The organism is Mesorhizobium sp. M0618, assembly GCF_040320765.1.
Lineage (GTDB): Bacteria > Pseudomonadota > Alphaproteobacteria > Rhizobiales > Rhizobiaceae > Mesorhizobium.
Window position 1 is genome coordinate 156,119 of record NZ_JAMYQH010000010.1, and the last position, 12,752, is coordinate 168,870.

Annotated in this window: 13 protein-coding genes; 8 read left to right on the forward strand and 5 right to left on the reverse strand. The window is 63.5% G+C overall.

From position 1 onward, the window contains the following. Positions 1–286: 286 nt before the first annotated feature. Together NKJ04_RS13580 and secA are read right to left on the reverse strand one after the other, a co-directional pair. On the reverse strand, positions 287–511 hold the full coding sequence (locus NKJ04_RS13580) for a hypothetical protein (protein WP_352675567.1): 225 nt from the start codon (positions 509–511) through the stop codon (positions 287–289). Positions 512–1,216: 705 nt separating this feature from the next. Then, on the reverse strand, positions 1,217–3,949 hold the full coding sequence (gene secA / locus NKJ04_RS13585; RefSeq protein ID WP_352675570.1) for a preprotein translocase subunit SecA: 2,733 nt from the start codon (positions 3,947–3,949) through the stop codon (positions 1,217–1,219). 268 nt (positions 3,950–4,217) lie between these two features. Here secA and NKJ04_RS13590 point away from each other — a divergent pair, with 268 nt between their 5' ends. Further along, positions 4,218–5,135: a peptidylprolyl isomerase gene (locus NKJ04_RS13590; RefSeq protein ID WP_352675572.1), complete on the forward strand. Its 918-nt coding sequence runs from the start codon at positions 4,218–4,220 to the stop codon at positions 5,133–5,135. A 68-nt stretch (positions 5,136–5,203) separates the two neighbouring features. Here the strand turns inward: NKJ04_RS13590 and NKJ04_RS13595 are convergent, their stop codons facing one another. Both NKJ04_RS13595 and NKJ04_RS13600 read right to left on the reverse strand, forming a co-directional pair. Next, positions 5,204–5,803, reverse strand: coding sequence for a TetR/AcrR family transcriptional regulator (locus NKJ04_RS13595; RefSeq protein ID WP_352675575.1), 600 nt, complete (start codon positions 5,801–5,803; stop codon positions 5,204–5,206). Positions 5,804–6,107: 304 nt separating this feature from the next. Continuing rightward, positions 6,108–7,337 (reverse strand): caspase family protein, encoded by a 1,230-nt coding sequence (locus NKJ04_RS13600; protein WP_352675578.1) that lies wholly within the window; start codon positions 7,335–7,337, stop codon positions 6,108–6,110. 169 nt (positions 7,338–7,506) lie between these two features. On the opposite strand from NKJ04_RS13600, the gene argJ reads away from it, so the two are divergent. The 5 genes from argJ to NKJ04_RS13625 all read left to right on the forward strand — a co-directional run bounded on the left by argJ (position 7,507) and on the right by NKJ04_RS13625 (position 10,683). Beyond that, positions 7,507–8,748 carry a bifunctional glutamate N-acetyltransferase/amino-acid acetyltransferase ArgJ gene (argJ, locus tag NKJ04_RS13605; RefSeq protein ID WP_352613265.1) on the forward strand — a complete coding sequence of 414 codons (1,242 nt, stop codon included), beginning with the start codon at positions 7,507–7,509 and terminating at the stop codon, positions 8,746–8,748. A gap of 29 nt (positions 8,749–8,777) precedes the next feature. Continuing rightward, complete coding sequence (locus NKJ04_RS13610; RefSeq protein WP_352675580.1) at positions 8,778–9,530, forward strand: GNAT family N-acetyltransferase; 753 nt, start codon at positions 8,778–8,780, stop codon at positions 9,528–9,530. After that, positions 9,523–9,945, forward strand: a complete 423-nt coding sequence (locus NKJ04_RS13615) for a (deoxy)nucleoside triphosphate pyrophosphohydrolase (protein WP_023811151.1) — start codon at positions 9,523–9,525, stop codon at positions 9,943–9,945. Before NKJ04_RS13610 ends, NKJ04_RS13615 begins: the two co-directional genes overlap by 8 nt. A gap of 128 nt (positions 9,946–10,073) precedes the next feature. Next, positions 10,074–10,388 carry a hypothetical protein gene (locus tag NKJ04_RS13620; protein WP_352675583.1) on the forward strand — a complete coding sequence of 105 codons (315 nt, stop codon included), beginning with the start codon at positions 10,074–10,076 and terminating at the stop codon, positions 10,386–10,388. Positions 10,389–10,497: 109 nt separating this feature from the next. Then, positions 10,498–10,683, forward strand: coding sequence for a Flp family type IVb pilin (locus tag NKJ04_RS13625; RefSeq protein ID WP_128304558.1), 186 nt, complete (start codon positions 10,498–10,500; stop codon positions 10,681–10,683). Between the two features lie 28 nt (positions 10,684–10,711). On the opposite strand, the gene NKJ04_RS13630 is transcribed toward NKJ04_RS13625, so the two are convergent. Continuing rightward, positions 10,712–11,587, reverse strand: a complete 876-nt coding sequence (locus tag NKJ04_RS13630; RefSeq protein ID WP_352675585.1) for a methyltransferase domain-containing protein — start codon at positions 11,585–11,587, stop codon at positions 10,712–10,714. 65 nt (positions 11,588–11,652) lie between these two features. Between NKJ04_RS13630 and NKJ04_RS13635 the strand changes: the two genes are divergently transcribed. Further along, a complete protein-coding gene (locus NKJ04_RS13635; protein ID WP_352675588.1) occupies positions 11,653–12,453 on the forward strand; it encodes a ComF family protein in 801 nt (266 codons plus the stop codon). Between the two features lie 27 nt (positions 12,454–12,480). Then, a complete protein-coding gene (grxC, locus tag NKJ04_RS13640) occupies positions 12,481–12,750 on the forward strand; it encodes a glutaredoxin 3 (RefSeq protein WP_352675590.1) in 270 nt (89 codons plus the stop codon). Positions 12,751–12,752 lie beyond the last annotated feature (2 nt).

The window sequence follows — 12,752 nt, forward strand, 5'->3', positions numbered from 1 at the left end:
GTGTCGGCTTGTGCAAACCGCAACGCTTAACGGCCTCCCAATCACGTATAACAAGATCAATCTGGCACTGATCTTCGGTATACTCGCCAGTTCCATAGGAAACGTCCACGGCACCGTAGAGCGTTCCTGTTTCGGGGTTCTCGTAGGTAGCAGTTGAGCGAACCAAAGTTGGTCGCGCGATCGGTCCCGGCTTCCCGCGTGAATAGGGAAACTTGCACCAAACGATATCGCCCGGTTCCGGCAGTGTATCTATGTCGAGAAATGTCCACCCCATAGGGTGGACGTATCACAGTCCGCGCTTTTCAGAAACTACTCTGCTGCGACGAAGCAAAGCTTCCATTTCTTTGTCGGACTCATTTAGCTGCTCATCGGTCAGAGAGCTGTAATCGGCATGGTATTTGCCAACCATATGACGAGAGGGCTGATCTTCGCGCACAATGGAGCCGCGCGGTGATTCGGCCTTGGCGGACCAGGTGAACACTCCAACAATGCGCTCCATTAAGGCTGCCATCTAGTTCTCCCCACAGGACTTTTTACGTATAGGCTCTGGTGGTTAACGTGCCATTACGCGGCGTCTAACCTAACCCTGCGACTGTCCCTTGGTTCCATTATTGGCATGAAAGATGGGGTTGCGCTAGGCAAAGATAGGTCAATAGCCCTGACTTAGCAAGTGCAGCATAGGATGAGGTGCCGGGCTTGTAAGCGATTATAGCTCCGCTGTTCCCTAGGGGGGGTAGTAGCGCCCCGCCGCTTAGTTACCCTCAAAGGTAGCCGACCTCTCAGGCCCTGTAGCCATCTCCTCCGGCTGGCTAGCGCCTAGCGTTTCGGTGGGCCTTGGTAGAGGTACCGGATTGGGAAAGCTATGATAACGCACGAAATTACAATCAATAGAGACCAATAGAGGTATGGGTCTTGGATCTGATCAAGGTCAAGCCAGCCGCCGCCGTGCCTTGGGATAGTGGCTTTCCCGGTCCATAGCCAGAAGCCAACGAACCCGCCCCCAACAAGCACCTGTGCGATCAAAAGACCCTTGAGGACCGCGTCCGCAGTTTTACTTCTTTCGGCCATGGGTGCCCCATGTAAGCGGCTCAAGCGTACCCACGGAGCATGGCTTGTCAAATATCCGCAGGCGAGGTCGGCCAATCCAATCAGCGCCGCTCTCGTCCGCCCTTCGGGCACCTTCTCCCCGTGAACGGGGAGAAGGAAAAGCGCGTCCTTACGCGAACGCCCCATGGCAGTGCTTATACTTCTTCCCCGAACCACACGGGCAGGCCTCGTTGCGGCCGACCTTGCCCCAAGTCGCCTGGTTGTTGGGATCGCGGTCTTCGGGGGCGACGATGGCGGTTGTCCCCGGGCGGACCAGGAGGGCGGTCTCGCCGCCTTCGAAGTCGTTCTCGCCGGTTGTGCCGTCGATATGCGTGCCGAACATGTCGGGGGCTTCCGGAGGCGGCGCTTCGGCGGCCTGGCGGACCAGTTCGACGCGCATCAGCTGCGCGGTGACAGCCTGGCGCAGATTGCCCAGCATGGCCTGGAACAGCTCGAACGCCTCGCCCTTGTATTCCTGCAGCGGATCGCGCTGGGCGTAGCCGCGGAAGCCGACGACCGAACGCAGATGGTCGAGATTGACGATGTGCTCGCGCCACAGATGGTCGAGCGTCTGCAGCACCACCGAACGCTCGACATAGTTCATCACCTCGGGGCCAAAACGCTCGGCGCGCTCCTTGGCGGCGGCTTCGGCGGCCTGCCCGATGCGCTCGCGGATGTCGTCCTCGGCGATGCCCTCTTCCTTGGCCCAGTCCTCGACCGGCAGGTCGAGGTTCAGGAACTCGGCGATCTCGGCCTTCAGCCCGGCAACGTTCCACTGCTCGGCATAGGCGTTTTCGGGAATGGCCTTGGCGACGATCTCGTCGATGACGCCTTCGCGCATCTCGGCGATCGTTTCGGAGAGGCCCTCGCCGTCCATCAGCTCGATGCGCTGCTCGAACACCACCTTGCGCTGGTCGTTGGAGACGTCGTCATATTTCAGAAGGTTCTTGCGGATGTCGAAGTTGCGCGCCTCGACCTTCTTCTGCGCCTTCTCCAGCGCCTTGTTGATCCACGGATGGATGATCGCCTCGTCTTCCTTGAGGCCGAGCTTCTGCAGCATGCCGTCCATGCGCTCGGAGCCGAAGATGCGCATCAGATCGTCCTGCAGCGACAGGAAGAATTTCGAGCGGCCGGGGTCGCCCTGACGGCCGGAACGGCCGCGCAACTGGTTGTCGATGCGGCGCGATTCGTGGCGTTCGGTGGCCAGCACGTAGAGGCCGCCGGCGGCCAGCGCCTTTTCCTTCAGCCGCTCGATGTCGGCAATAATTTCCTTTTCCCGCGCCTCGCGCTCGGGTCCGGCCGGCATGTCGCCGAGTTCTTCCTCGATGCGCATCTCGGCATTGCCGCCGAGCTTGATGTCGGTGCCGCGGCCGGCCATGTTGGTGGCGATGGTGATGGCGCCGGGCTTGCCGGCCTGGGCGACGATCGCCGCCTCGCGCTCGTGATGGCGGGCGTTCAGCACTTCGAAATCGGTAAAACCTTCCTTGCGCAGGCGCTCGGCCAGCTGCTCGGACTTTTCGATGGAAGTGGTGCCGACCAGCGTCGGCTGGCCCTTGGCGCTGGCTTCGCGGATCTCCCTGACGATCGCCTTGTATTTCTCCTCGACCGTCCGGTAGACCTCGTCGTCCTCGTCGATGCGCACGACGGGCAGATTGGTCGGAATCTCGGTGACTTCGAGGCCGTAGATGTTGCCGAATTCCTCGGCCTCGGTCAGCGCCGTGCCGGTCATGCCGGACAGCTTCTTGTAGAGGCGGAAATAGTTCTGGAAGGTGACGGAGGCCAGCGTCTGGTTCTCCGGCTGGATCGCCACATGCTCCTTGGCTTCGAGCGCCTGGTGCAGGCCTTCCGAATAGCGGCGGCCCGGCATCATGCGGCCGGTGAACTCGTCGATGATGACGATCTCGCCATTGCGCACGATATAGTCCTTGTCCTTCTGGAACAGCCGGTGCGCCTTCAGCGCATTGTTGACGTGGTGGACGATGGCGACGTTCTCGACGTCGTAGAGCGACTCGCCCTTGAGCAGGCCGGCGTCGCGCAAAAGGTTCTCGAGCTTCTCGGTGCCTTCCTCGGTGAAGATCGAGGTCTTCTGCTTCTCGTCGATCTCATAATCCTGCGGCTGCAGCTGGATGATGAAGGTGTCGATGGTGTTGTACATTTCCGAACGGTCCTCGAGCGGACCGGAAATGATCAGCGGCGTGCGCGCCTCGTCGACCAGGATGGAATCGACTTCGTCGACGATCGCGTAATTGTGACCGCGCTGCACCATCTGGGCGCGCTCGTATTTCATGTTGTCGCGCAGATAGTCGAAGCCGAGCTCGTTGTTGGTGGCGTAGGTGACATCGGCGGCGTAGGCGGCGCTACGCTCCTCGTCGGAAAGGCCGTGGACGATGACGCCGACCGAGAGGCCGAGGAACTTGTAGACGCGGCCCATCCATTCGGAGTCGCGGGTGGCCAGATAGTCGTTGACGGTGACGACGTGGACGCCCTTGCCGGCGAGCGCGTTGAGGTAGACCGGCAGCGTCGCGACCAGGGTCTTGCCCTCGCCGGTGCGCATCTCGGCAATACCGCCATTGTGAAGCACCATGCCGCCGATCAGCTGGACATCGAAGGGGCGCATGCCGAGCACGCGGCGCGCTGCCTCGCGGGCGGTGGCGAAGGCCGGGATCAACAGGTCGTCGAGCGTGGCGCCATTGGCGATGTCCTGGCGGAATTTCGCGGTGCGGCCGACCAACTCCTCGTCGGAAAGCGCTCGCATCTCGTTTTCCATGGCGTTGATTGCCTCGACACGAGGCCGGGTCGATTTGACCCGACGGTCGTTGGAGGAACCGAAAACCTTACGGGCGAGACCGCCGAGACTGACCATCCAATGGTCCTTTCGATAGAATTCTCAATCTTGAGATGAGCGCCGGCCGGCCCCATCAATTCCACGTGAACACTGGCAAACACATTAGTGAACACTGGCAAACACAAAAAGCGCCCGGAAAACGGTTCTGGACGCAAAGTCGTTGGACAGATAAGAGGGGGCTCAACTGATGTCAACGCCGCGCCGGCCCTGCTGGCTGCGCCAAATTCCGCCACAATCTGGCCGATCTGGAAGCCACCCCTCTTTCAATCCCCACCGGAGTCACCCTATGTCCCTGTTGTTCCGCCGCGCGTCGCTCGCCAGCCTTGGCTTGGCCGTCGGCCTGTCGGCCCTTTCGCTCTCGCCGCTGATGGCGCAGCAAACCGCTCCCGCTCCGGCGGATGCAGCAGCGCCAGCCGCCGCACCGGTCGATCCGAATAAGGTTATCGCCACGGTCAACGGCCAGCCCCTGACCGAAGCAGATCTGGTGCTTGCCGAAGGGGAATTGTCGCAGCAGTTCGCGCAATTGCCGCCCGAGCAGCGCCGTGCCGCCGCCCTTTCGGCTGCCATCGAGATCCGCCTCATGGCCGCCGAGGCGGTCACCACAGGGCTCGACAAGGATCCCGACTTCCAGCGCCGCATGGCTTTCCTGCAGCAGCGCGCGCTGCATGGCGAGATGGTCGAGAAGGGCGTCGTCGACAAGGTCACCGACGCCGAGGTCCGCGCCCGTTACGACCAGGAAATCGCCAACACGCCGCCCACCAATGAGCTGCATGCCCGTCACATCCTCGTGAAGACCAAGGAAGAGGCCGAGGCCATCATCAAGCAGCTCGATGGCGGCGCCGACTTCCAGAAGCTCGCCAACGAGCACACCAGCGATCCCTCGGGCAAGACCAGCGGCGGCGATCTCGGCTGGTTCGGACCTGGCCAGATGGTGCCGGAGTTCGACAAGGCGGCCTCCGCGCTCGAGGTCGGCAAATACACCGAGCAGCCGGTGCAAACGCAGTTCGGCTGGCATGTCATCAAGCTCGAGGACAAGCGCACCAAGCAGCCGCCGGCCTTCGACGACGTCAAGGACCAGGCCAAGCAGGCGGTCATCCGCGACAAGTATTTCGCACTGGTCAAGTCGCTGCGCGCCGGCGCCAAGATCGAGATCCCCGACGCGAACCTGAAGAAGACGGTCGATACGCTGGAAAGCGCCAAGTAAGACTGATAGCTCCTTGAAAAAGGGCGCGGCAGCCAGGGGTTGCCGTGCCCTTTTTCATTGCCGTATTTTTAGGGGGCGGGCGCCGCTATGCCTCGCATCACGTAGTTGACCGCCTTGCCGATGGTCGCTTCGTCCTCGTCGAGGCGGTTGGTCAACAGATGTCTCCAGGCGAAGGAGGCGATGAGGTCTGCGACAACAGCTGAATCGATTTCGGCCGGGATTTCGCCCCTTGCCTTGGCGCGTTCGATGATCTGGCCGGTGTGGGAGCGTCGGCCCAGTGAGTAGTCGGCAAGGGCCGCGGCAGCGGTCTCGTCCGACTGTGCCTCGGCGATCAGCGACCGGAACACGCTTCCCGACGATGTCTCGCGCCAGTGGGCGAACAGGTTTTTGAGGAAGCCGACGAGATCCTCCTCCAGCCGCCCGGTATCGGGAACATCGACGCGCTTCTGGCGCTGGTAAACCTCAAGCAGCAATGCCGCCTTGCTCGGCCACCAGCGATAGATCGTGGGTTTGCCGGCGCGGGCCCGCCGCGCCACGGCCTCGATCGAGAAACCGGCATAACCGGCTTCGACCAGCACGGCCTCGGCGGCTTCGAGAATGGCATCGGCGCTGTCGGGGTTGCGCCGCGCACCGATTGATCTGCGCGCCGGATCGGCGTCCTCGGCCATCTCTGTCGTCCTCGCCAACACTATCGCCGGCAATATAGGCGACCCGACGCTCAAACGAAACGGCGCGTTTTCAAGCTTCAGGAACGGATGGTAGCGGCAGGGGTTAAGTTTATTCTCTGGAAGTCTACCGGCGTGTCGGTTGGCGTAGCTCCAAAGGCAAAAACCCGCCGGGCGGCGGGTCACTGGCGCAAATCAGCACCATGGGCAAAAATGTAGCATAGCTGCCCTCACCAAGTCAAGAAAAAATTCCTATCGTCATGAGACGCTGCCGGCTTAAATTGCCCGGCTGGCCGTGGGATCACGCCTACTGCATCGCCTGCGATGTCTCGGATTCGATACGCCAGCCGCCGCCGGCCTTGACCAGCCCAAGCGTGACGCGCGCCTTGCCGGTCAGGCGTGCCGCCGACTTGCCCTTTGGAAGATAGTCGTAGCGCATCGCAAAGACTGCCTCGGCGCGATCTTCGCCCTGTGGAGTGACCTCCAGGCTGCCGGCCTCCAGGCCAAGCGACCAGGAGGCCCATTGCGCGAACCAGTCGGTCTTCACTTTGACGATGGCGTCGGCGTCGTAGCGGGTTCCGAAGATGATGGCGGATGGGCCGTAGAGCCGTTTGACGGTCTCGCTCATCGCCTTGGTGTCCGGCGTCAGATAGTCCTGGCGCAGGAATTTCTCGATCGATCCCTTGTCTTCGCCGACAGAGCGTTCAAGTGCGGCGACTTCCGTCGAAGGCGCCGGCGCCGCGGCCGGCCTTTGTGGCTCTGCGGGTTGTCCGTCCGAGACGAATTCGAAGCGTTCGAGCAGCGATCCCTGCTCCCAGGGGCGCTGGGTTTCGCGGGTTTGCGAAACCACGTCGCGGCGCACCGCGATCATCATGTCGTTGATGCTCTGGCCGGGCTCGGCGATGTGGCGCAGCAGGGCGGCGGCGAAGGGCGAGTTGCGTCCGCTGCCGTCCATGGCGACAGCGCCAGGTGCCGTCGAGAAGGCGATGAACGAGCCGCGCGTCGAATCGAATTGCGCCAGCCCGGCCAGCGCCTTCGCCGAGCGCGTGGTGGCGGTGCGGCTGAGACTGCGGGCAAATGGATTGTTGCGGCAGGCATCGAGAAACACCAGGCTGACCTTGGTCTGCTGTTCCATGATGTCGAGGACTTCGTCGATCGGCACGGCCTCGAGCTGCAGCTTGACCGGTACGTCCAGCCTGGCGTCGACCGGCACGATGTAGTTGCGCCCGTCGACCTGCAGGCCGTGGCCGGCATAATAGAAAAGCCCGACGCCGGCGCCCTGGAGCGCATCGGAAAACGCGCCGATGCTGCGTTCGAGTTCACGCTTGCCGAGATCATTGCCCTCGATGACCTCGAAGCCGATCGAGCGCAGCTTGTCGGCGATGTCGAGGGCGTCGTTCACAGGATTGGCCAGCGTGCCGGCTTCGGCGTAAGTGCCGTTGCCGATGACAAGCGCTACCCGCCGTTGCGGCTGCGCATCCGCGCTCAGCAGCAAAAGTCCCAGAAATGCCCATGCAAGGATCGCAAGCCTGCCCATGGGGCAGATCATAACGCCATCGGCCCCGGCGACGCCATCGGATTTGAAATGCAGGCCTAACCACGAGCGGGTTCGAGCTCCCGGGCAAGAGCGACGAAAACGCCTTGCGCCCGCGCGGTCTATCGGGCAAACCGGCCTTCCCCTGCGATTTTTCCCGCCCGAGGCCTCCATGTCCACGACGATTTCGCCGCTCGCGCCGAAGAAATACCCCAAAATGCCGGAAATCGAAGGGGTGCGCATCGCCACCGCCGAGGCAGGGATAAAGTACAAAAACCGCACCGATCTTTTGACCATGGTCTTCGATGAAGGCACCGCGATCGCCGGCGTGTTCACGAAATCGAAATGCCCTTCGGCGCCGGTCGACTTCTGCCGGCAGAATCTCGGCGCGGGCAAGGCCCGGGTGCTGGTCGTCAATTCCGGCAACGCCAACGCCTTCACCGGCAAGAGAGGCCGCGAGTCGACCGCGCTGACCGGCGAGGCGGCCGCGAAGGCGGCCGGCTGCACGGCAGCGGAGGTTTTCCTGGCCTCGACCGGCGTCATCGGCGAGCCGCTCGATACCAGCAAATTCAGCCATCTGCTCGCGGGACTGGTCAGCAACGGCAAGCCTGAGCTGTGGACCGAAGCGGCAAAGGCGATCATGACCACGGATACCTATCCGAAACTGGCGACCGCGACCGTCAAGCTCGGCGATACCGACGTCACCATCAACGGCATCTCCAAGGGCGCCGGCATGATCGCGCCCGACATGGCAACGATGCTCTCCTTCATCGCCACCGACGCGCCGATCGCCGCCCCTGTTCTGCAGGACCTGTTGTCGCGCGGCACGGCCAAGACCTTCAACGCGGTCACCGTCGACAGCGACACCTCGACCAGCGATACGCTGCTGATCTTCGCCACCGGCAAGGCTGCCAAGCGTGGCGCGCCAGAGATAACCGACCCCAAGGATGCCCGTCTCGGCGCGTTCCGCCGGGCACTCGGCAAGGTGTTGAAATCGCTGGCGCTGCAAGTGGTGCGCGACGGCGAGGGCGCCCGCAAGCAGGTCGAAGTCACCGTCACCGGCGCCAAATCGGCGCGCTCGGCCAAGCGCATCGCGCTGTCGATCGCCAATTCGCCGCTGGTCAAGACGGCGGTCGCCGGCGAGGATGCCAATTGGGGCCGCGTCGTCATGGCCGTCGGCAAGGCCGGCGAGCCCGCCGATCGCGACCGGCTGTCGATCTGGTTCGGCGACAACAGGCTGGCGCATGAAGGCGAGCGCGATCCTGGCTATTCCGAGCAGGCGACGTCGGCCTATATGAAGCGCGACGACATCCGTATCCGCGCCGATATCGGCATCGGCCGCGGCAAGGCGACGGTGTGGACCTGCGATCTCACCAAGGAATATGTCGCCATCAATGGCGATTATCGGAGCTGACGGTTTTGAGCTCCAGGCATCCGGCAAGCATGCTCGCGATCGTACGCCGCTACGAGGCGGCCGGCTTTCGCGCCTGGCCGGCAGCCGCCGTCCACTATGACGGCACCTGGGTGGTGCGGCTGACCGCCGGCCATCCTGCCAAGCGGCTGAACTCGGTCAATCCGCTCGATCCCGGCGATATCATGCACATGGCCGACCGTATCGGCCGGGCCAGCCGCCGTTTCGATGCCTATGGAAGGCCGCTGACGTTCCGCATGTCGCCGCTGTCGGGTCCAGATCTCGCCAGCCATCTCGACCGCGAGGGCTGGAGCCGGTTCGACGAGTCGCTGGTCATGCGGCTGCCGCTGGCCGACGCGCAACTCGACGCCGCCATGGACCAGATTCCGCTGAAAGACATCAGCCGCTTCATCGGCGCGTTGCTCAAGGTCAGCGGTTCGGATGTTTCGCTGCGGCCCGGCCTGTCGGAGATCATCGGCGCCATCCAGCCCGAAGCCGGGCTGTTCGCGCTCGAAGATGGAGCCGAGGCGCTGGCGACGCTTATCTGCGTGCATGACGGCGATCTCGCCGGCCTGTTCGAGGTCGCCACCGACAAGTCGGCACGCAACAGGGGCCATGGCCGCAACCTGATCCTGTCGGCGCTCAAATGGGCGCGACTGCGGGGCGCGCGGGAAGCCTGGCTGCAGGTCGAGGCCAACAACGTGCCGGCGCTGGCGCTCTACCATTCGCTCGGCTTCGAGGAAGTCTATCGCTACCACTATCGCCGGCCCCCGGGTCATGAATGATGTCGTGACCGCCGGCAAACGCCTGCTGCTGGTCGCCGCCTGCGCGCTGGTCGATGCCGACGGCCGGGTGCTTTTGGCGCAACGGCCTCAGGGCAAGCAACTTGCCGGGTTGTGGGAATTTCCCGGCGGCAAGGTCGAGCCCGGCGAGACGCCCGAACAATGCATCATTCGCGAACTGCATGAGGAAATCGGCATCGAAACCGACATCCCGTGCCTGGCGCCGCTTACTTTCGCCAGTCATTCCTACGACGATTTCCACCTGCTGATGCCGCTGTTCGTCTGCCGCCGCTTTCGCGGCATAGCCCAGCCCAGGGAAGGGCAGACGCTGAAATGGGTGCGGCCGAAGCAGATGCGCGACTATCCGATGCCGCCGGCCGATGCGCCGCTGATCCCGTTCCTCATCGATCTTCTCTGAGGCTCGCGTTCGGTCGGTTCCTGGCCGAGGCGTGTATCAGCCAGCGTTAATGGAAGATTTATCTCGTCGTGAAAAATTGAGGCATGGCCGTTCGCGGCCGAGCCGTCGATTTGCCGGGGAGCGATAGCATGAGCCTAGACAGGGATTGGGACTCGATCCGGCCCGAGCGCGGCTTTCGCGCCGCCGATGCGGGCATGGGCATATTGCGCATCACGCTGCTGTTCGGTTCGGCCGCGGTGGCGCTGGCGCTGATCGCAACCCCTTTCCTCGACAGCCAGACACGCTCGCTCTCGGCCCGTGATGGTTTAGGCGGGCTCGACATGGCGGCCACAGGCTCGATCAGCCATCGCGAAACCTACACGCTGCGCCGCAGCGTGCTGCAGCCGCAGCCGAGCTCGGTCTGCATCATCAGGTCCAATGGCAGGAGCAGCGGCGACTGCTGACATGGTTAAGAGATTTTGGAAAGGCGGCAGCTTCATCGCCTGTTAAGCCTTTGCCGTTAACCTTTCTTAACAGGTCGGCTGTAAGGTCCCGGACAGAGGGGTTAAGGCCATGAAAGCAGTGCTGCTGCGTTTTCTGAACGACGAGACCGGCGCCACGGCCGTCGAATATAGCCTGATCGTCGCCGTGCTGTCACTGGCTATCGTCGGCGGCATCGGCCGGGTCTTCGACTCGCTCACCTGGCTGTTCAGCGACAATAACAGCAAGCTTGCGAACGCTTTCGCACCCACTCCCTGATCCGGCTTTTCCGCGCCTGCGGGCAGGATCATTGCCCGCCGGGCGTCTCCAGAATTGTTTTCAGCGAGACCTTGGCCGACCCTGGCTTCAGCGGTTTTTGCTGTGATGCGTCGGGCGCCCAGCCGGACATCCAGACAATCGAGAAGCTTGCCCTCACGCGCCCGTCGGGGTCGGAAAACCGCTCGGCGTAGATTTCCGCCGCACGGGCAAACAGCTTGCGCGAGCCCGGCCGCCGGCTGCGATCGGTGAGCGCATTGGTTTCGCCCATGGCCCGCAAATCGGCCATAAGGTTAAACAGGCTGGCATAGCGCACGGTCACCGTCTCGACGTCGGCGACCGGCAGAGCGAGACCGGCGCGCTGCAGCAGCGCACCGGCATCGCGCACGTCGGTGAACGGGGCGACACGCGGGCTGGCGCCGCCGTAAAGCTCGGTCTCGGCCGAAAGCAGGCTTTCGCGCAATTCGAAAAGCGTACCGGCGCCGGCAAAGGCGCCGAGGAAAAGCCCATCCGGCCGCAACGCACGGCGGATCTGGATCAGCATGCCGGGGATGTCGTTCATGGCCTGCAGCGACAGAAGCGACACCGCCAGATCGAGGCTTTCCGCTTCGAACGGCACGGTTTCGAGCGGTGCGATCAAGCCGGCGCCGCCACCGCTCAGGAAGGCCGTGTCCGCCTCGACGCGGACAATGTCGGCGACCTTGCTGCTTTCGGCGAGCGTTTCGGCCGCCGCCGGCGTCTGGCAAAACAGCACAGCCGCCTTGCCGAACCTGCGCTCGACGGCGCCCAGCCGGTCGGCAAGGTCCTCGGCCGTGCGGCGCATCAGGAAGTCCGCGCCGTCGACCGGATGGGCAAGGGCGCGCCGCTTGTGCGCCAGCCACAGAGAGGTATCCATTATCGGCTGCAACGGGCAGATCCTTTGTTTGTCCACGCTCCGAGATAGTTGGTATAGTGGCGCGCAGGACCAACCACGTGGCCGATCCGATGCCCAAGATCAAGTCCATCGAGATCATGAACCTGGCCCGGTCGGTTGTCGGCTTGCCGGCGCGCATCCTGTTTCCACCGGTCTGCGCCGGTTGCCGCCGGCATGTCTCGCAGCCGGGCGTGCTGTGCGGCGCCTGCTGGCCGAAGCTTAGGCTGCTGGAGCGGCCATGGTGCGCGGTCATGGGCACGCCGTTCACCCACCATATGGGCGAAGGCTTTCTGTCGGCCGAGGCGATTGCCGATCCGCCGCCTTTCGAGCGGGCGCGGGCGGCGGTCGCCTATTCCGGCGTTGCCCGACAGATGGTGCAGGGGCTGAAATACCAGGATCGCACGGATCTGGCACCATGGATGGCGCGCTGGATGGTTCGCGCCGGTGCCGATCTCATCGCCGACGCGGACGTGGTGGTGCCGGTGCCGCTGCACTGGCGGCGCTTTTTCAGGCGGCGCTTCAACCAATCGGCGGAGTTGGCGAGGGCGGTCTCGGTACTCAGCGAATTGCCCTTCGCCCCCTCGGCGGTGCGGCGCGTGAAACTCACCCGCCAGCAGGTCGGGCTGGAGCGCGGGGAGCGCGAGGAAAATGTGCGGGCCGCCTTTCGGGTACCCGCCGAGGCGGAAATCGAGATCGCCGGCCGCAGGGTGCTTTTGATCGATGATGTCTACACCACCGGCGCCACGGTGCGTTCCGCCACCAAGGCGCTGAAAAGGGGAGGTGCGGCCGCCGTCGACGTGCTGACCTTTGCGCGTGTGTTGCCGGGGGACTTCCGGGCGGACGAGTCCGCGACTATATAAGTCGGCAACGAACAGCGGAAATTCGTCATGGCCGATGTCACGATCTACACCCGCATGATGTGCGGCTATTGCACGGCAGCCAAGCGGCTGCTCGAGCGCAAGGGCATAGCCTTTACCGAGCACGATGCCTCCTTCTCGCCGGAACTGCGCCAGGAGATGATCTCCCGGGCGCATGGCCGCACGACCTTTCCGCAGATTTTCATCGGCGATACGCATGTCGGCGGCTGTGACGATCTCCACGAGCTGGAGGCCGGAGGCCGGCTCGACAAACTGCTCGCCGACGGCGCGACGAATTGAGG